The 17,203-nt window shown below is 74.7% G+C and carries 18 protein-coding genes; 8 read left to right on the top strand and 10 right to left on the bottom strand.

Going from position 1 to position 17,203, the window contains the following annotated elements:
• The first annotated feature begins 36 nt into the window (after positions 1-36).
• Complete coding sequence (locus ACTWO6_RS28245; RefSeq protein WP_446216767.1) at positions 37-285, top strand: hypothetical protein; 249 nt, start codon at positions 37-39, stop codon at positions 283-285.
• A gap of 98 nt (positions 286-383) precedes the next feature.
• Here the strand turns inward: ACTWO6_RS28245 and ACTWO6_RS28240 are convergent, their stop codons facing one another.
• Positions 384-1,709, bottom strand: coding sequence for an ABC transporter substrate-binding protein (locus ACTWO6_RS28240; RefSeq protein ID WP_446216766.1), 1,326 nt, complete (start codon positions 1,707-1,709; stop codon positions 384-386).
• Positions 1,710-1,880: 171 nt separating this feature from the next.
• Between ACTWO6_RS28240 and ACTWO6_RS28235 the strand changes: the two genes are divergently transcribed.
• A complete protein-coding gene (locus ACTWO6_RS28235) occupies positions 1,881-2,714 on the top strand; it encodes a phosphoribosylaminoimidazolesuccinocarboxamide synthase (protein WP_446216765.1) in 834 nt (277 codons plus the stop codon).
• On the opposite strand, the gene glpK is transcribed toward ACTWO6_RS28235, so the two are convergent.
• Positions 2,715-4,199, bottom strand: a complete 1,485-nt coding sequence (gene glpK, locus ACTWO6_RS28230) for a glycerol kinase GlpK (protein ID WP_446216764.1) — start codon at positions 4,197-4,199, stop codon at positions 2,715-2,717.
• Between the two features lie 64 nt (positions 4,200-4,263).
• Between glpK and ACTWO6_RS28225 the strand changes: the two genes are divergently transcribed.
• Complete coding sequence (locus tag ACTWO6_RS28225; RefSeq protein WP_446216763.1) at positions 4,264-5,202, top strand: ribose-phosphate diphosphokinase; 939 nt, start codon at positions 4,264-4,266, stop codon at positions 5,200-5,202.
• Positions 5,203-5,220: 18 nt separating this feature from the next.
• Here the strand turns inward: ACTWO6_RS28225 and ACTWO6_RS28220 are convergent, their stop codons facing one another.
• Entirely contained in the window at positions 5,221-5,688 is a 468-nt protein-coding gene (locus ACTWO6_RS28220) for an ATP-binding protein (protein WP_446216762.1), read from the bottom strand.
• 122 nt (positions 5,689-5,810) lie between these two features.
• Between ACTWO6_RS28220 and macS the strand changes: the two genes are divergently transcribed.
• Positions 5,811-6,935, top strand: a complete 1,125-nt coding sequence (gene macS / locus ACTWO6_RS28215) for a MacS family sensor histidine kinase (protein WP_446216761.1) — start codon at positions 5,811-5,813, stop codon at positions 6,933-6,935.
• A 38-nt stretch (positions 6,936-6,973) separates the two neighbouring features.
• Positions 6,974-7,612, top strand: coding sequence for a response regulator (locus ACTWO6_RS28210; protein ID WP_446220801.1), 639 nt, complete (start codon positions 6,974-6,976; stop codon positions 7,610-7,612).
• A gap of 7 nt (positions 7,613-7,619) precedes the next feature.
• On the opposite strand, the gene ACTWO6_RS28205 is transcribed toward ACTWO6_RS28210, so the two are convergent.
• The 3 genes from ACTWO6_RS28205 to ACTWO6_RS28195 form a co-directional block, all read right to left on the bottom strand.
• Positions 7,620-8,195 carry a DUF5709 domain-containing protein gene (locus tag ACTWO6_RS28205; protein ID WP_446216760.1) on the bottom strand — a complete coding sequence of 192 codons (576 nt, stop codon included), beginning with the start codon at positions 8,193-8,195 and terminating at the stop codon, positions 7,620-7,622.
• A gap of 102 nt (positions 8,196-8,297) precedes the next feature.
• Positions 8,298-9,023 (bottom strand): ATP-binding protein, encoded by a 726-nt coding sequence (locus tag ACTWO6_RS28200; RefSeq protein ID WP_446216759.1) that lies wholly within the window; start codon positions 9,021-9,023, stop codon positions 8,298-8,300.
• A gap of 56 nt (positions 9,024-9,079) precedes the next feature.
• Positions 9,080-10,081 (bottom strand): SDR family oxidoreductase, encoded by a 1,002-nt coding sequence (locus ACTWO6_RS28195; RefSeq protein WP_446216758.1) that lies wholly within the window; start codon positions 10,079-10,081, stop codon positions 9,080-9,082.
• Between the two features lie 248 nt (positions 10,082-10,329).
• On the opposite strand from ACTWO6_RS28195, the gene ACTWO6_RS28190 reads away from it, so the two are divergent.
• Positions 10,330-11,532, top strand: coding sequence for a glycosyltransferase (locus ACTWO6_RS28190; RefSeq protein ID WP_446216757.1), 1,203 nt, complete (start codon positions 10,330-10,332; stop codon positions 11,530-11,532).
• Here the strand turns inward: ACTWO6_RS28190 and ACTWO6_RS28185 are convergent.
• The 4 genes from ACTWO6_RS28185 to aroA all read right to left on the bottom strand — a co-directional run bounded on the left by ACTWO6_RS28185 (position 11,487) and on the right by aroA (position 15,765).
• Positions 11,487-12,434 (bottom strand): hypothetical protein, encoded by a 948-nt coding sequence (locus ACTWO6_RS28185; RefSeq protein ID WP_446220800.1) that lies wholly within the window; start codon positions 12,432-12,434, stop codon positions 11,487-11,489. The genes ACTWO6_RS28190 and ACTWO6_RS28185 overlap by 46 nt on opposite strands.
• 60 nt (positions 12,435-12,494) lie before the next feature.
• Positions 12,495-13,304 (bottom strand): histidinol-phosphatase, encoded by an 810-nt coding sequence (gene hisN / locus ACTWO6_RS28180; protein WP_446216756.1) that lies wholly within the window; start codon positions 13,302-13,304, stop codon positions 12,495-12,497.
• 28 nt (positions 13,305-13,332) lie between these two features.
• Complete coding sequence (gene rsgA, locus ACTWO6_RS28175; RefSeq protein ID WP_446216755.1) at positions 13,333-14,331, bottom strand: ribosome small subunit-dependent GTPase A; 999 nt, start codon at positions 14,329-14,331, stop codon at positions 13,333-13,335.
• A gap of 132 nt (positions 14,332-14,463) precedes the next feature.
• Entirely contained in the window at positions 14,464-15,765 is a 1,302-nt protein-coding gene (gene aroA / locus ACTWO6_RS28170; protein ID WP_446216754.1) for a 3-phosphoshikimate 1-carboxyvinyltransferase, read from the bottom strand.
• Positions 15,766-15,867: 102 nt separating this feature from the next.
• On the opposite strand from aroA, the gene ACTWO6_RS28165 reads away from it, so the two are divergent.
• A complete protein-coding gene (locus tag ACTWO6_RS28165) occupies positions 15,868-16,578 on the top strand; it encodes an SOS response-associated peptidase (protein WP_446216753.1) in 711 nt (236 codons plus the stop codon).
• A gap of 210 nt (positions 16,579-16,788) precedes the next feature.
• Positions 16,789-17,184, top strand: coding sequence for a WhiB family transcriptional regulator (locus ACTWO6_RS28160; RefSeq protein WP_446216752.1), 396 nt, complete (start codon positions 16,789-16,791; stop codon positions 17,182-17,184).
• Positions 17,185-17,203: the final 19 nt, after the last annotated feature.

Raw genomic sequence — 17,203 nt, 5'->3', positions numbered from 1 at the left:
CCTGCCGCGGTTGCGCCGTTCGGCGAGGATGAGGGCATGTCTGCTTGGAGCAAGTGGTGGGGCCGGCTCGGCGCGGTCCTCGGTGCGGTCGTGCTCTCGGTGTTCGTGCCGGTCGCGGCCTGGGCGTCCACGGGTACCGGTGAGCTGGTGGTGGAGGCCGCCCGGCGGCGGTCGCGGGGCGGCGGAGGCTTCCTCGGCCTGCTCTGCTGCCTGGTGGTGGTCGTCGTGATCGTGCTGCTGGTGCTGCGGCTGATGCGCAAACGGCGGGGTGGCCCGCCGCGCTGATCCGACCGGAGCCCGGGCCCGGCGGCCGACGTCCGCCGGGCCCGCGCCTGGCCGGCCCGCCGGGCTCGCGACGCCGCTGGCCGGGGCGGCGCGGCCGGTCACTCGGCCAGGGCCGCGTTCGCCTGGGCGATGAAGCGGGAGGTGGCCGCGCGGGCACCGGAGCGTCCGGAGCGGATGCTCTCGGCGGCGGCGATGAGCAGGGTACGCACCTTCGCGTGCCCCTTCGGCGGCGGCGCGGGGGCGGGTCCGAGCAGGTCGTCCAGGGCGGTGCCGAACGCGACCACCCGCTTCTGGGCGCGGTCCGTGATGCCGTCCGCGACGAACCGGCGCACCGCCGCGCTGGCGTTCAGGCCGCGTTCCACGCCGAGGATCCGGCCGGCCGCCACGTTGGTGGTGAGGAAGTTGATCACGTCGACGACCACCCCGGGGTGCCGGGTGCCCCGGAACGCCGCCCAGTACATCGACGCCCGCGCCCACTGCGCGGCCGGGGTGCCGGGCAGGCTGACGATCCCCAGGTCGTCACCGCTGTAGCGCTGGAGCTCCGCCAACTGGTGCGACCAGGCGACGGACGCCGCCGTGTGTCCGGTGACCACGAGCTGGTGGGCCAGGTCGCCGGTGTCGGCCTGCTCCACCAGGGCGGCGCTCGGCGTGGCCCGCCGGGTCCGGGCCACCTCCCACAGCTCGAACCAGTCGAGCAGTTCGGCGCCGCCGAAGCCGAGCTGCCGCCCCCGGTACAGCTCGCCGCCCTGGCCCCGGAGCCAGAGCCACAGCGCCCGGTAGTCACCCGAGGGATCCATCGTCCCGGCCACCCGGCCGCCGGAGGCGCGGGTGACCCGGGCGGCCCACTCCACGTAGTCGCGCCAGGGCATGCCGGTCCGCGGCTCCGGCACCCGGAGCCGGCGCAGCAAATCCCGGTTGAAGACCAGCGCGGCGCCGGTCTGGGCGGCGGCGACGGCCACCGTACGGTCGTCGACCTGGCCGTAGCGGGCCAGGCCCGCCGGCAGGCCGCTCACGTCGAGCCGCTTGTCCGCGACGTACCCGCTGAGGTCGAGCACGATCTCGCGCTGCGCGTACTCGGTGAGCACGGTGTCGTCGATCTGGAACAGGTCCGGCACGTTGCCGCCGGTGGCCTGGGTGGCCAGCCGGTCGTAGTAGCCGGCGAGCCCCTGCCAGGTGACCCGGAACCGGACCCGGGGGTTCTGCTGGGAGTACAGGCGCAGCGCCTTCCCGGTCGCCTCGGCCCGCCGTTTCCCGCCCCACCAGAAGACCGACAGCTCGATCGGCCCGTCGTCGACCTGCGTCTCCTCATCCCGGCCGCACCCGGCGAGGCCGCCGCCGGCGAGCAGCGGCAGGCCGGTCAGCGCGCCGAGGAGCCGCCGCCGGTCGAGACCGGGGCGGGGTGGCACGGGCGACTGAGCGCGCACGGGGACTCCTGGGGCGCCGGCGAGGTGGTGCGGACGGACCATTTACACAGGCCCCGGCCGAGGGTGTCAACGCCGGGTCGATCGGGCCCGGATGACGGCGGTCGGCGGTGGCCGCTGGGATGCGCGGTGGTCCCACCGGGCGTCCTGCCACCACATGGTGTACTAGGCGCCGTGGAACTTCTGCACTCGGGCAAGGTCCGGGACGTCTACGCCGACGGCGAGGACCTGATCCTGGTCGCCTCGGACCGGATCTCGATCTACGACGTGGCGCTGCCCACCCCGATCCCGGACAAGGGTCGCCTGCTCACCGCGCTCTCGCTCTGGTGGTTCGAGCAGCTCGCCGACCTGGTGCCGAACCATGTCATCTCCGCCACCGACGTGCCGGCGGAGTTCGCCGGCCGGGCGATCCGCTGCCGCCGGCTCGACATGGTCCCGGTCGAATGCGTGGCCCGCGGCTACCTCACCGGCGGCGGTTTCGCCGAGTACCAGCGCACCGGCGCCGTCTCCGGCGTCGAGCTGCCCCGGGGCCTGGTCGAGGCGTCGATCCTGCCCGAGCCGATCTTCACCCCGTCGACCAAGGCCCCCATGGGGGAGCACGACGAGCCGATCACCTACGACGAGGTCGTCGACAAGGTCGGCGCGGAGGTCGCCGAGCGGCTGCGGCAGATCACCATCGACGTCTACCGGCGGGGCGCGGAGATCGCCGCCGACCGGGGCATCCTGGTCGCCGACACCAAGATCGAGCTGGGCTGGGCGCCGGACGGCACCCTGGTCCTCGCCGACGAGGTGCTGACCTCCGACTCGTCCCGGTTCTGGCCGGCCGAGTCGTACCAGCCGGGCCGCGTCCAGTTCTCCTACGACAAGCAGTACGTCCGGGACTGGGCCACCGGCAGCGGCTGGGACAAGCAGCCGCCCGCGCCGGAGGTGCCGGCCGAGGTGGTCGAGGCGACCCGGGCCCGGTACGTCGAGGTCTACGAGAAGCTGACCGGCAACCGCTGGGAGTAGTCAGTCCACCCAGTCGAGGGTGCGCTGCACGGCCTTGCGCCAGTTGCGCAGCTCCCGGTCGCGCAGCGCCGGGTCCATCGCCGGCGTCCACTGGGCGTCGGAGCCCCACTGGTCGCGCAGGGTGGCCAGGTCCGGCCAGAAGCCGACCGCCAGGCCGGCCGCGTACGCCGCGCCGAGGCAGGTGGTTTCGGTGATCCGGGAGCGGACCACCGGCACGTCCAGCACGTCGGCGAGGAACTGCATCAGCAGCGCGTTGCCGGTCATCCCGCCGTCCACCCGCAGCCGGCGCAGCGCCACGTCGGAGTCGGCGTTCATCGCGTCGACCACCTCGCGGGTCTGCCAGGCGGACGCCTCCAGCACCGCCCGGGCCAGGTGCCCCTTGGTGATGTAGCCGGTCAGCCCGGCGATGACGCCGCGGGCGTCGCTGCGCCAGTGCGGCGCGAAGAGCCCGGAGAAGGCCGGCACCACGTAGCAGCCGCCGTTGTCGTCGACCGTGCGGGCCAGCTCCTCGACCTGCGGGGCGGTGGAGATCAGGCCCAGGTTGTCGCGCAGCCACTGCACCAGCGAGCCGGTCACCGCGATCGCGCCCTCCAGGGCGTACACGGGCGGGTGGCCGTCGATCTGGTACGCCACCGTGGTGAGCAGGCCGTGCCGGGAGGCCACCGCGCTGGCGCCGGTGTTGAGCAGCAGGAAGCTGCCGGTGCCGTAGGTGCACTTCGCCTCGCCGGGCTGGAAGCAGGTCTGCCCGAACAGGGCGGCCTGCTGGTCGCCGAGCGCGCTGGCCACCGGCACCCCGGCGAGCACCCCGTCGGCGGTGCCGTAGACCTCGGCCGAGCAGCGGACCTCCGGCAGCATCGCCGCCGGCACCCGCAGCGCGTCCAGCAGCTCCGGATCCCAGTCGAGGGTCTCCAGGTCCATCAGCATGGTGCGGCTGGCGTTGGTCACGTCGGTGACGTGCCGGCCGGTCAGCTTCCAGATCAGCCAGCTGTCCATCGTGCCGAAGAGGACCTCGCCCCGCTCGGCGCGCTCGCGCAGCCCGTCGACGTGGTCGAGCAGCCAGCGCAGCTTCGGGCCGGCGAAGTAGGTGGCCAGGGTGAGGCCCGTGCGGGCGCGCAGCCGCTCCTCGTCGTACGCCTCGGCCAGCTCGCGCAGCAAAGGGCCGGTGCGGGTGTCCTGCCAGACGATCGCGGGGGCCACCGGCCGACCGGTGGCCCGGTCCCAGACCACGGTGGTCTCCCGCTGGTTGGTGATGCCGACCGCGGCGAGCCCGTCCGGCCCGGTGCCGGCGGCCTCCAGCGCCTCCAGCACGACCCGCTGGACGTTCTCCCAGATCTCCTCGGCGTCGTGCTCCACCCAGCCGGGTTGCGGGAAGATCTGCCGGTGCTCGCGCTGGGCCGCGGAGACGATTTCTCCGGCCCGGTCGAAGAGGATGCACCGCGAGGAGGTGGTGCCCTGATCGATGGCGGCGACGAACTCTCCGGTCACCGCAGCACCGTACCCGCCGGGAGCGCCCGCCGTCGCCCTCCGTCCATCCGTACGATCAGCAGCCGTGCGTGACATCGCCGTGTTCAGCGGAACCGCCCATCCCGACCTCGCCGCCGAGATCTGCGCCCACCTCGACGTTCCGCTGCATCCGGTGCGGGTGTCCCGGTTCGCCAACGACTGCCTGGAGGTGCAGTTGCAGGCGAACTGCCGGGAACGTGACGTCTTCCTGATCCAGCCGTTGGTGCCGCCGGTGCAGGAGCATCTGGTCGAGCTGCTGCTCATGATCGACGCGGCCCGGGGCGCGTCCGCCAGCCGGATCACCGTGGTACTGCCGCACTACGCGTACGCCCGTTCGGACAAGAAGGACGCCCCGCGCATCTCCATCGGTGGGCGGCTGGTGGCCGACCTGCTCACCTCGGCCGGCGCGCACCGGGTGCTCGCGATGACCCTGCACTCGCCGCAGGTGCACGGCTTCTTCAGCGTCCCGGTCGACCACCTGCACGCGCTGCGCGAGCTCGCCGCCCACTTCAAGGGGTACGACCTCAGCAACACCGTGGTGGTCTCGCCGGACCTGGGTAACGCCAAGGAGGCGGCGGCGTTCGCCCGGATGCTCGGCACCCCGGTCGCGGCCGGTGCGAAGCAGCGGTTCAGCGACGACCTGGTCAAGATCAGCACGGTGATCGGGGACGTGGCGGACCGGGACGTGATCGTGCTGGACGACGAGATCGCCAAGGGCAGCACGGTGATCGAGCTGATCGCGCACCTGCGCGAGCGGAACGTCCGCTCGATCCGGCTGGCCTGCACCCACGGCCTCTTCTCCAGCAGTGCGCTGGAGCGGCTGAGCGACCAGGAGGGGGTACTGGAGATCGTCTGCACCAACACGGTGCCGATCCCGGTGGCGAAGCGGGTGCCGAAGCTGGAGGTGCTCTCGGTGGCCCCGGCGCTGGCCGAGGCGATGCGGCGCATCCACAACGGCGAGTCGGTCAGCGCCCTCTTCGGCTGACGGGCCCCGACCGCGTGGTCAGTCGGCGCGGTGCCGGCCGACGTGCTCGGCCGAGGCGAGGGCGGCGCTGATCCGGACCGTCGTGCCGGCCTCGCCGGTCTCGACCTCCATCGTGTCGCTGAGCTCCCGCGCGAGCCAGAGGCCCCACCCGCCGGCGGTGTCCGGGGCCGGGCGGCTGCGGTCGTCGAGCTGCCGGGAGCTGATCCCGCTCCCGTGGTCGGCGACCTCGCAGACCAGCTCGCCGGCCTGCCGCCACAGCCGCAGCGAGCCCCGGCCGCCGCCGTGCCGCACGGCGTTGGTGATCAGCTCGTTGACCGCCAGCACGAAGTCGTCCAACCGCTGGCCGGCGAGCCCTACGGCGTACGCGCAGGAGGTGACCGAGTGGCGCAGCCCGGTCACCTGTGCCTGATCGAAGGCTTCGGTGATGAGGAGGGAGGATTCGATGGGCACAACCGTACGCGGTGCGCGGGGTGATGCGTTCGTCATGGGCCCCGTCCCGGCAATGGATCTCGGAGTTATTCGCGGCATTTCCACCGTACGTCAGGGTTTCTCGAGCCGCATCCACCGCTGTCCCCGTCGTCCCTTCGGACTGTGGCATGGTGTCGCGCATGCCGTCGTCCCCCGGGGGCCTCGAGGTCCCGCTCTGGCGGTCCATCGCGGTGTTCCGCTTCGCCTCGCTGGCGTACGTCGGCGTGCTGGTCCTCCGCGACGCCGACCGGTACGCCCACCCGCTGGCCGCCGGCGGCGTACTGCTGGTGATGCTGGCCTGGTCCGGGGTGACCGCGGCCGGCTATGCGCGCCCGGCCGGGCGGCGCTGGCCGCTGCTTGTGGCCGACCTGGGCGTGGTGGTGGCGATCATGCTGGCCACCCCCTGGGTGGTGGGCCGCGCGGCGCTCGCCGCCGGCGTGCCCACCCTCACCGTGGCCTGGCTGGCCGGGCCGGTGCTGGCCTGGGCGGTCTCCGGCGGCCGGCGCCGGGGCGCGGTCGCCGCCCTGGTGCTCGGCGGCGTCGACCTGGCCACCCGCGAGCGGATCAGCCAGTCGTCGCTGACCGGCGTGATCCTGCTGCTGCTCGCCGGGGTGGTGGTCGGGCACGTCGCCCGGCTGGCGGTGACCGCCGAGGAGCGACTGCAACGAGCGGTCGAGCTGGAGGCGGCGGCCCGGGAGCGGGAGCGGCTGGCCCGGGACATCCACGACTCGGTGCTCCAGGTGCTGGCGTTGGTGCAGCGGCGCGGCGCCCAGCTCGACGGCGAGGGCGGCGAGCTGGCCCGGCTGGCCGGCGAGCAGGAGGCCGCGCTGCGGGCGCTGATCGGCCGCTCCGGCGGCGACCCGGACGACGACGGCGGCAGCCGGGACCTGCGTGCCCTGCTCGACCGGTACGCCACGGCGACGGTCGTGGTCTCCGCGCCCGCCACGCCGGTCCTGCTGCCCGCGCGGGTCGCCCGGGAACTGGCCGCCGCCACCGGCGCGGCACTGGACAACGTGGCCCGGCACGCCGGCGGGCGGGCCTGGGTGCTGATCGAGGACGAGGGGGAGACGGTGACCGTCTCAGTACGCGACGAGGGACCGGGGATCCCGGAGGGCCGGCTGGCCGAGGCCGTGGCCCAGGGACGGCTCGGCGTGGCCCACTCCATCCGGGGTCGGGTGGCCGACCTCGGCGGGGAGGTCCGGATCGTCTCCGCCCCCGGCGCCGGCACCGAGATCGAGCTGGTCGTGCCGCGGGAGGCACGGTGAGCGCCGCGGCCGGGCAGCCCGACGGCCGGGTCCGGGTGATGGTGGTCGACGACCACCCGATGTGGCGGGAGGGGGTGGCCCGCGACCTCACCGAGGCCGGTCACCTGGTGGTGGCCACCAGCGGCGAGGGGCGGCAGGCCCTGCGGGTGGCCGCCGCCGCCCGGCCCGACGTCGTGGTGCTCGACCTGCAACTGCCGGACGTCTCCGGGGTCGAGGTGATCCGCGGGCTGCGCGCGGCGCTGCCCGAGGTGCGGGTGCTGATGCTGTCGGCCAGCGGTGAGCCGCAGAGCGTCCTGGACGCGGTGAAGGCCGGCGCCACCGGCTACCTGGTCAAGTCGGCCGCGCCGGCGGAGTTCCTCGACGCGGTGCGGCGCACCGCCGCGGGAGAGCCGGTCTTCACCCCGGGGCTCGCCGGGCTGGTGCTGGGGGAGTACCGCCGGCTGGCGGCCGGGCCGCCGAGCGGAGGCGCCGACGACTCAGCACCCCGGCTCACCGAACGGGAGACCGAGGTGCTGCGTCTGGTGGCCAAGGGCCTGTCGTACAAGCAGATCGCCGAGCGGCTCGGGCTCTCCCACCGGACGGTGCAGAACCACGTGCAGAACACGCTCGGCAAGCTCCAGCTGCACAACCGGGTCGAGCTGACCCGCTACGCCATCGAACGGGGCCTCGACGACTGACCGCCCGTCAGGTGTGCGACTCCGGCGGCCGGGTCTCGTGGATCGCCAGCTCCTCGGCGGTCGCGCCGCCACCGGCCGCGCCGGCGTCGTACGCGACGTTGTCGGTCTCCTGGTCGGTGTGGGCGCCCTCGTCCGGCTCGACCAGCCGGCCCACCTGGTGGTCGGCGACGGCGCCGAGCTGGCCGTGGTCGTAGAGGGAGACCGGCGAGTGCGGGTCGGAGGTGGGGCCCGGGTCGATCACGTCGGCGTCGAGCTGGGCCTGCGCGGCGGCCTCCTCGCTGTCCGCCTCGGCGGCGATGTCCGGGTCCACCGGGCCCGCGAGCGGGTCGTCGGCGGGGCGCTCGTAGCTCTCCCGCTGGAGCTTGTAGTCCAGCGACTCGCCGTCGAGCTGCTCCTCGGCGGTGGTCCCGAACCGGTCCACCGCCACCGGCGTGCGGTCCCCGGGCAGCTGCGCCGGCTCCGGGCCGTCCGCCTCGCGGCCGGTCAGGACGTCGTCCTTGGCGCTCGAGTCGTCGTCGGCGGTGTCGGGCAGACCCTCCGCCTCCGGGTCGGACACGGGGGTCGGGTACTCGTCGTCGCGCATGGCTGAGCACTACCCACTGCGCTGCCCGGATTAACCGGATCGGGGGCCGGCGATCGGGAGCAAAGGGAAGAAACGCCCCGGCCGGGCCGGGCCTCGACCCGGTCAGCTCCGGTAGGCCGCCTCGTCCTCGCCGTGCAGCACGCACCAGACGACCTTGCCGTCCGGCAACGGGGTGCTGCCCCAGCGCCGGGCGACCGTGTCGATCAGCAGCAGGCCCCGCCCCCCGGTGGAGGTCAACGGAGCGAGCCCGGCGTACGCGGGCGGCCGGGGAGAGTGGTCCCGGACGGCCAGGTGCAGGGAGCTGTCCCGCGGGGCCACCCGGACGGTCATCGGGGTGCGCGCGTGGGCCACCACGTTGTTGACCATCTCGGTGACCGCGATGCACGCCGACTCCGCCAGCTCGGGCACGCCCCACCGGCCGCAGCCGTCGGTGACCAGCGCCCGGGCCTCCCGGGCCGCGCCCACGGACGCCGGCAGGTCGGCGTTCAGCACCGCCGCCAGCGGCGCCCCGGCCAGCGCCTCCTGCGCCTCGTCCAGGGTCGCCCGGACCGGCGCCCCTTCCCGGGCGCCCGCCGGATCCAGGACCAGCAGGTCGGAGGCGGGCCAGTCGGCCACCAGGCCGCGCACGTCGTCGACGACGGCCCGGGCGGCGGGCTCAGCGACCCGGAGTCGGGAGAGGTCGGCGATCGCCGGGCCGGGCCGGGCCCAGAGCCGGGCCAGCAACGCCTCGCGGACGGCGTCGACCCCGGCCAGGTCGAGGACGCCGGTCAGCCTGACGACCGCGGACGATTCGTCCGTCTCCACCAGGCATCGCACGTCCGTCGGCATGATCGTCCCATTGTGCATGCCGGGTCCGGGCCGCGCATCCGACCGGTCGGTCCGGTTCATGAGCGGTCCGTTCGTGACCGGCGGTTCATCGCCGCCATCGTGCCGACCGCGGTGCCGGCCGCCGCCAGGCCGAAGGCGGCGCTCACCCGCACCAGGTGCCGGCGCCGTCCCTGCCAGCCGCCGGAGCGCTCCGCCTCGGCGTCGGCCCGGAAGACGTTGCCGGTGCTGTCCAGCCGGATGCCCGGCCCGAACTGGGTCCGGTGGGTGTACCAGCCGAGCGCCCGTTCGGCCAGCGCCGGCGCGAGCCGCCACTGCAGGCCGAGCAGCCGCGCGGCGCCGCCCGCGTACGCCTCCCGGCGCGGCCGGCGCAGCAGCCGCACGATCGTCTCGGCGACCACCTCCGGTGGGTACACCGGCGGTGGTGGGGTCAGCTCGTGCCCGCTGTGGTTCGCGGCGTGCCGGAAGAACGGGGTGTCGATGGTGGCCGGCAGCACCGTGCAGATGGAGATGTTGCCCCGGCCGGTCACCCGCAGCTCCTGCCGCACCGTGTCGGCCAGCCCGCGGATGCCGTGCTTGGTCGCGTTGTACGCCGACTGGTAGGGCATCGCCACCTCGGCGAGCACCGAGGCGTTGTTGACGAGGACGCCGCCGCCGGCCGCGCCCAGCCACGGCAGCGCCGCCTTCGTGCCGTACGCCGTGCCGAGCAGGTTCACCGCCACCACCCGCCGGAACTCCGCCACCGGGATCTCGTCGAAGAGCCCCACCGCGCTGACCGCCGCGTTGTTCACCCAGCCGTCGATCCGGCCGAACTCCGCCGCCGCCCGGGCGGCGAGCCGCTCCACCGCCTCCGGGTCGGTCACGTCGGTGGGTACCACCAGCGCCCGCCCACCCAGCTCCCGGCAGCGTTCGGCGACCCGCTGGAGGGCCTCCTCGCTGCGGGCCGCGAGCACCACGTCGGCACCGCGACGGGCCAGCGCGTACGCGGTCGCCGCGCCGTTGCCGCTGGAGGCGCCGGTGATGACGACCGTGGCGTCGTCGAGGTTGCGGGTGAGAGGCATTCTTCGCCGGTACCCCCGGTCCGGGTGGGTCATGCGGGCGGAGTCGGCCGGATCACGGTTGCGCCCCGGCGGTTCCGGGCAGTTGTGATGCTGTCCACGAAAGGTCGCGTCCCGTCGGGGTGTGTCCCGACGAGGTCGCTCCGCCGGTCCGGTCCCGATCTGCCAGGTTTCGGCTCACCAGGGCCGGGTTAATGGGACCCTCTGACCGGGGAGGACCCACCGCTCGCTAGATCGCATGGAGGTGCACCATGCGCGTCGGCCTTGTGTGCGCGCACGCCGGCCCGTCCAGGCAGGTAGACGGTCCGACCGTCGGCACGCACCAGCACATCGCCCGGGTCGCCGCCGAGCTCGCCGATCGGGGCCACGACGTACGGGTCTACGAGCGCCGCGACTCCGCGGGGCAGCCGGAGTGCGTCGAGGTGGACGGCTACCGGCTGGAGCGGGTGCCGGTCGGTCCGCCCATCCCGCTGCCCACCGCCGCACTGGTGCCGCACGTGGCCGAGTTCGGCCGCTGGCTGGCCGAGCGGTGGTCCGGCGACTGGACCCCGGACGTGGTGCACGGGCACTACTGGATCGGCGGCCTGGCCGCCGCCCACGCGGTACGCGAGACCGACATCCCGGTCGTGCAGACCTTCCACTCGCTCGGCGTCGAGCAGCTGCGCCACCTCGGCGGGCAGTACGACGGGCCGGGGGAGCGGATCCCGCTGGAGCGGGCGCTGACCCGCGCGGTGGACATCGCGGTCGCGCAGAACAACGACGAGGTCGACGAGCTGACCCGGATGGGACTGCAACGCACCTCGGTGGCGATGGTGCCGACCGGGGTCGACACCGGGCAGTTCCACCCCGACGGCGAGGCGGCGCCCCGGGACCAGCGGGCCCGCATCCTCTCCGTCGGCGGGCTGTCGCCCGGCCACGGCCAGGAGGACCTGATCCGGGCGATGCGGCTGGTCGGCGACGCCGAGCTGGTGATCGCCGGCGGGCCGCCCGCCGAGCAGCTGGCCGACCACGCCGAGGTGCGGTGGCTGCGGGAGCTGGCCGAGCGGACCGGGGTGGCCGACCAGGTGAAGCTGGTCGGCGCGGTGCCGCACGACCAGATGGCCACCTGGTACCGCTCCGCCGACGTGGTCGCCTGCACGCCGCACTACTCGTCGGCCGGCCGGGTGTCGCTGGAGGCGATGGCCTGCGGCGTGCCGGTGGTCGGCTACGCGATGGGCGGCATCGCCGACGCGGTGGTGGACGAGGTGACCGGCAAGCTGGTGCCGCCGGGTGACGTCCGCACGCTCGGGGTCACCCTGCGCCGGCTGCTCGCCGACAACGCCGGGCGGTTCGCGTACGGGCACGCGGCGGTCGACCGGGTCCGGTGCAGCTACACCTGGGAGCGGACGGCCGGCGCGTTGGAGCGGCTCTACGAGCGGGTGGTCCGCCGCCGCAAGCCGGTCGAGGCCGCCTGAGCCGGCTGCCGCGGACGGGTCGACCGGGGGTCCCCCGCGGCCGTGCGGTCAGCGGCGGCGCCGGCGCCGATCATCAGGCGCTCCCGCTCGCGGGCGACCGCGTGGTGGTGCTGCGGCTCGGCGTACCGGGTGAGGCCCACCACCGAGGCCAGCGTGACCAGGAAACCGACCGCGGCCAGCCACTCCCGACCCGGCCAGATCCGGTCGTTGAGCAGCAGCAGGCCGATCACCGCCGCGGGCACCGCCCCGGCGGCGTCCATCGCGGCCACCGCGGCCGTGGTCGAGCCCCGCTGCATCGCCAGGCCGAGCAGCAGCTGCCCCACCACCGAGTGGGCGATCAGCAGGTAGAGCAGCGGATCCCGGACGAACGCCTCGGCCGAGTCCGCGGAGGCCAGCGGGCGGGCGGCCACCGCGGCGGCGGAGAACGCCATCCCGGCCAGCGAGCCGAGCGCCACCGATCCGAGCGCGCCGTGCAGCCGGGCCGCGAAGAAACCGGCTATGGCGATCACCCCGAGCGCCGCGGTCAGGCCGATCAGCGCGGCCGGGCCGAGCTGCCGTGAGGGCGCCGGCTGGGCGGCCAGCACCAGCGCGGTGATCCCGCCGAAGAGCAGCGCCAGCAGCGCCACCTCGGCGGCCGGCAGCCGCCATTTGAGCACCAGCACCCCGAGCACGGCGGTCACCCCGAGCCCGGCCGCCACGCTGGCCTGGACCAGGAAGAGCGGTAGGTCCCGGCGGGCCAGGAAGGCCAGCACGAAGCCGGTGACCTGGCAGAGCAGCCCGACCAGGTACGTCCGGTGGCTGGCCAGCCGCAGCAGCAGCCCGGGGTCGAAGGTGTGGTGCACGGTGGTCCGTGCCGCGGCGACGGATTGGAGCAGGTTGGCGAAGCCGTACGCGACGATCATCGCCGCGAGGAAGCACCAACCGGAGGACACCACCTGGCGAGGATAGAGGCAACCGGTAGGTCAGCGCGCGGCTGGCCTTCCGAGCCGGCTCAGGATGTCGGAGTGGAGGAGGGTGTTGGTGGCGATCGCGCTGTTCTCCCCGCCGGCCGGCGCCGGTCGACCGGCCCGATCGGTGATGGTGCCGCCGGCCTCGGTCACGATCGGCACCAGCGCGGCGACGTCCCAGAGCGAGAGCTCCGGCTCCACCATCACGTCGAGCGCCCCCTCGGCCAGCAGCATGTAGCCGTAGAAGTCGCCGTAGGCCCGGCTGCGCCAGGTGTCCCGCATGAGCTGGAGCATCGCGTCGAGTCGGCCGGCGGACTCCCAGCCGGTCAGCGACGAGTAGCAGAAGCTGGCGTCGGCGAGGTCCCTGACCCCGGAGACCCGGATCGGCGTGCCCGAGGCGGCGTCCGGGCCGGCGTACGCGCCCGCGCCCGTCGCGGCCCACCAGCGGCGGCCCAGCGCCGGGGCGGAGACCAGGCCGAGCACCGGGCGGTCCCCCTCCAGCAGGGCGATCAGGGTGGCCCAGACCGGCACGCCCCGGACGAAGTTCTTGGTGCCGTCGATCGGGTCGATCACCCAGCGCCGCCCGTCGGGCCCGGCGGCCGGCTGCTCCCCGTACTCCTCGCCGAGCAGGCCGTCGCCCGGCCGGTGCCCGGCCAGCAGGGCGCGGATCTCCCGCTCGACCGCGGTGTCCGCGTCGGAGACCGGGGTCAGGTCCGGCTTCGACTCGACCCGCAGGTCGAGGGCGCGGAACCGGGCCATGGAGATGGCGTCGGCGGCGTCGGCGAGCAGGTGGGCGAGAGCAAGGTCGTCGGCGTACCCGGTCATGCCGGAAACGGTAGCGGCGGCCGCCGGGTCAGGACCCGGCGGGCGGCGCGTCCGGCCCGCGCTGATCACCCTCGCCGGGCCCGCGGTGGTCGACCTCCCCGCGCAGGTCGCCCTCACCGCTGCGCGAGGCCAGCAGCCGGCGGTACGACGCCAGCCGGCGCGGGTCGGCCTTGCCGGCGGCCACCCAGGCGTCCAGCGCGCAGGCCGTCTCCTCGGCGGTGTGCTGGCAGTTCGCCGGGCAGTCGACGGTCGCCTCCACCAGATCGGGGAAGCCGTGCAGCAGGCTCTCCGCGGAGACGTGCGCCAGCCCGAAGCTGCGTACCCCGGGGGTGTCGACGATCCACCCGGGGTCGCCCTTCGCCCCGGGCGTGGGCGGGAGCCGCAGCGCCACGGCGCTGGTCGAGGTGTGCCGGCCGCGGCCGATCGCGCTGACCACGCCGACCGCCCGTTCGGCCTCCGGGACGAGGCGGTTGACCAGCGTCGACTTGCCGACCCCGGAGTGCCCCACCAGGACCGAGATCCGGCCGGCGAGCAGGGCACGCAGGGCGTCCAGGTCCGAATCCGGGCGGATCAGCACGTACGGCAGCTCCAGCTCGGTGTAGTAGCCGAGCACCGCCTCCGGGCCGGCCAGGTCCGCCTTGGTCAGGCAGAGCAGCGGCTCGATGTCCGCGTCGTACGCGGCCACCAGGCAGCGGTCGATGAACCCGGTGCGCGGCGGCGGGTCGGCCAGCGCGCTGACGATCACCAGCTGGTCGGCGTTGGCCACCACGACCCGCTCCAGCCGCCCCTCGGCGGTGGTCGCGTCGTCCTCGGCGGTGCGCCGCAGCACGGACCTGCGTTCGGCGATCCGGACGATCCGGGCCAGCGACCCGAGCGCGCCGGAGGTGTCCCCGACCAGCCCGACCCGGTCGCCCACCACCACCGACTTGCGGCCCAGCTCGCGGGCCCGCATCGCGGTGATGGTCGGGTCGTCCGGCCCGGCGTCCGGTCCTACGCAGGTGTAGCGGCCCCGGTCCACGGCGATCACGAAACCGTCGACCGCCTCGTCGTGCCGGGGGCGGGTGCGCGTACGGGGGCGCGAGGACTTCCCGGGTCGGACCCGTACGTCGTCCTCGTCGTACTCGCGCCGTTTGGTCGCCAGGACCTGCCCCCTGTCGCGTCAGCTCTTGCCGGTCACCATTCCTGACCATAGTGCCGGAAACTCGGGCATGGTCTTCGAGGTGCACGCCACGTCGTCCACCTCGATGCCCGGTACGGCCAGCCCGGTCACCGCGGCGGCGTGCGCCATCCGGTGGTCCGCGTACGTCCGGAAGGTCCCGCCGCGCAGCGGGCGGGGGCGGATCTCCAGCCCGTCGGCCGACTCGGTGATGTCCGCGCCGAGCGCGGTGAACTCCCGCGCCAGCGCGGCGATCCGGTCGGTCTCGTGCCCCCGGATGTGCCCGACGCCGGTCAGCCGGGACGGCGAGTCGGCGAGCATGGCCAGCGCGGTCAGCGCCGGGGTCAGCTCGCTGACGTCGGACAGGTCGGCGTCCAGGCCGTGCACGGCGCCGGTGCCGCGGACGGTGAGCCCGCTGGTGGTCAGCGTCACCTCGCCGCCCATCCGGTGCAGCAGCGCGCGGAGCTGCTCGACCGGTTGCATGCTGCTGCGCGGCCAGCCCTGCAGGGTCACCTCACCGCCGGTGACCAGCGCGGCGGCGAAGAACGGCACCGCGCCGGAGAGGTCCGGCTCGATCTCCCAGCCGCGCCCGCTCAGCGGCCCCGGCTCGACCGTCCAGACGTCGGGCACGGTGTCGTCGACCGCCGCCCCGGCGGCGCGGAGCATCTGCACGGTCATCCGCAGGTGCGGCGCGGAGGGGACCGGCGGGCCCTCGTGCCGGACCACCACGCCCCGGTCGAACCGCGGGGCGGCCAGCAGCAGCCCGGAGACGAGCTGGCTGGAGGCGGAGGCGTCGATGACCACCTCGCCGCCGGCGACCCGGCCGGCCCCGAGCACCGTCAGCGGCAGGCTGCCGGTGGCCGGCGTGTCGATGCGTACGCCGAGGGAGCGCAGCGCCCCGATCAGCGGGCCGAGCGGGCGGACCCGGGCCTGCGGGTCGCCGTCGAAGGTGACCCGCCCCTCGGCCAGGCCGGCGACCGGCGGGAGGAAGCGCATCACCGTGCCGGCCAGGCCGACGTCGACGTGCGCCGGGCCGACCAGCCGGTGCGGCCGGACCAGCCAGCGGTCGTCGTCGGAGATCGACATGTGCGCGCCGAGGGCGCGCAGGCCACCCGCCATCAGCTCGGTGTCCCGGGCGCGCAGCGGGCGGAACAGCGTCGACGGGCCACCGGCCAGCGCGCTGAGCACCAGGGCCCGCGCGGTCATCGACTTGGAGCCGGGCAGGCGCAGCGTCGTGGCGACCGGGTCGCTGGCGGTCGGTGCGGTCCACGGCTGCGGCGGCCGGGTCGCGGTCAGATTCCCCACGGTCACATTCTGCCAAGTCGAACGGCGGATGGAGCCGGCTGCCGGGACCGCTCCCGGCTGGCGGGACAGCCGGGAGGCCGGCGGCGCGTTAGCGTGTGCGCCATGTGCGGGAGGTACGCGACGACCCGGAGCGCGGGCGACCTGAGCGCGCTGTTCGAGTCGTACGACGAGACCGGCGACGCGGTCGGCCCGGACTTCAACGTCGCCCCGACCGACCCGGTGCCGCTGGTCCGGCTGGCGCCGGAGGGGCACCGGGCGCTCTCCGTCGGCCGCTGGGGCCTGGTCCCGCACTGGTCCCGGAGCGCCACCGGCGCGGCCCGCATGATCAACGCCCGGGCCGAGACGATCGCCACCAGCCGGGCGTACGCCCCGTCCTTCGCCCGCCGCCGCTGCCTGGTCCCCGCCGACGGCTGGTACGAGTGGGTCCGGGAGCCCGGCGGTCGCCGGCAGCCCTACTTCATGACGCCGACGGACGGCTCGGTGCTCGCCTTCGCCGGCGTCTGGTCGGTGTGGGAGGCGACGGGCAGCCCGCTGCTCACCTTCAGCGTGCTCACCACGGCGGCCGTCGGCGAGCTGGCCGAGGTGCACGACCGGATGCCGCTGCTGCTGCCCCGGGAACGCTGGGCCGCCTGGCTCGCCCCGACCGACGAGCCCGCCGCGCTGCTCGCCCCGCCGTCGACGGCCTGGCTCGCCGGGCTGGAGATCCGGCCGGTCTCCCCGGCGGTGGGCGACGTCCGCAACGACGGCCCCGGCCTGACCGTCCGGGTTCCGCCGGCCCGCCCGGAGGCAGACCCGGAAATGACGCTGTTCTGATCATCGCCGGCACATTGTCGTGTGCGGATTTGCCAGGGTTGCGCCTGAAAGGTCGCCCGGCTGTTTAGCCATCTTTACCACAGAGTCTTGTCCCCGCCTCGGCAAGTGCGATAGAACACAGCGCCGGCGGTGGGCGTCGATTCGCACGGGGCGGATGACACCCATCGATCCTTGGTGATCTTGCCGGTCCCACGGGGGAGGTGGGTGGATTTGACACGGGCACGTATGCCCCGCCCGCACGAGGTGGCCGCCGCACGACGAGACCCGCGACTGCTGCGGGCGTTGCGCGAGCGGCGACAGGACGAGGCGTGGCGGACCAGAGGGACCTGCCAGAGCGTGGACCCGGAGACGTTCTTTCCGGCACCCAACGAGCCGGCCGACGGGGCCGTGGCGCTCTGCCGCAGTTGTGATGTCCAGGGCTCCTGCCTTGCCTGGGCGCTGGAGGTGGGCGACTGCCACGGCGTCTGGGGCGGCACCACACCGCGCGAGCGGCGGGCGATGCTCGTCGCCTGGCGCAGCGAGGTGCAGCCGGATCCGGACGCGGTCGACGAGGCCGGTCCGCCGGTCCGCGACCGCCTGCTCACCCTGGTGCCGCTCAGTCGCTGAGCTGATCGGGTAGGCCGTC

This window comes from Micromonospora sp. IBHARD004 (assembly GCF_052814115.1).
This window is presented reverse-complemented; position numbering and strand designations above follow the sequence as displayed.

What these genes read in the sequence shown, in the direction of transcription:
- ACTWO6_RS28245 (WP_446216767.1), top strand. Translation starts at nt 37, where the DNA reads ATGTCTGCTTGGAGCAAGTGGTGGGGCCGGCTCGGCGCGGTCCTCGGT.
- ACTWO6_RS28220 (WP_446216762.1), bottom strand. Translation starts at nt 5,688, where the DNA reads ATGACGAACGCATCACCCCGCGCACCGCGTACGGTTGTGCCCATCGAA.
- macS (WP_446216761.1), top strand. Translation starts at nt 5,811, where the DNA reads ATGCCGTCGTCCCCCGGGGGCCTCGAGGTCCCGCTCTGGCGGTCCATC.
- ACTWO6_RS28210 (WP_446220801.1), top strand. Translation starts at nt 6,974, where the DNA reads ATGGTGGTCGACGACCACCCGATGTGGCGGGAGGGGGTGGCCCGCGAC.
- ACTWO6_RS28205 (WP_446216760.1), bottom strand. Translation starts at nt 8,195, where the DNA reads ATGCGCGACGACGAGTACCCGACCCCCGTGTCCGACCCGGAGGCGGAG.
- ACTWO6_RS28200 (WP_446216759.1), bottom strand. Translation starts at nt 9,023, where the DNA reads ATGCCGACGGACGTGCGATGCCTGGTGGAGACGGACGAATCGTCCGCG.
- ACTWO6_RS28195 (WP_446216758.1), bottom strand. Translation starts at nt 10,081, where the DNA reads ATGCCTCTCACCCGCAACCTCGACGACGCCACGGTCGTCATCACCGGC.
- ACTWO6_RS28190 (WP_446216757.1), top strand. Translation starts at nt 10,330, where the DNA reads ATGCGCGTCGGCCTTGTGTGCGCGCACGCCGGCCCGTCCAGGCAGGTA.
- ACTWO6_RS28185 (WP_446220800.1), bottom strand. Translation starts at nt 12,434, where the DNA reads ATGATCGTCGCGTACGGCTTCGCCAACCTGCTCCAATCCGTCGCCGCG.
- hisN (WP_446216756.1), bottom strand. Translation starts at nt 13,304, where the DNA reads ATGACCGGGTACGCCGACGACCTTGCTCTCGCCCACCTGCTCGCCGAC.
- ACTWO6_RS28165 (WP_446216753.1), top strand. Translation starts at nt 15,868, where the DNA reads ATGTGCGGGAGGTACGCGACGACCCGGAGCGCGGGCGACCTGAGCGCG.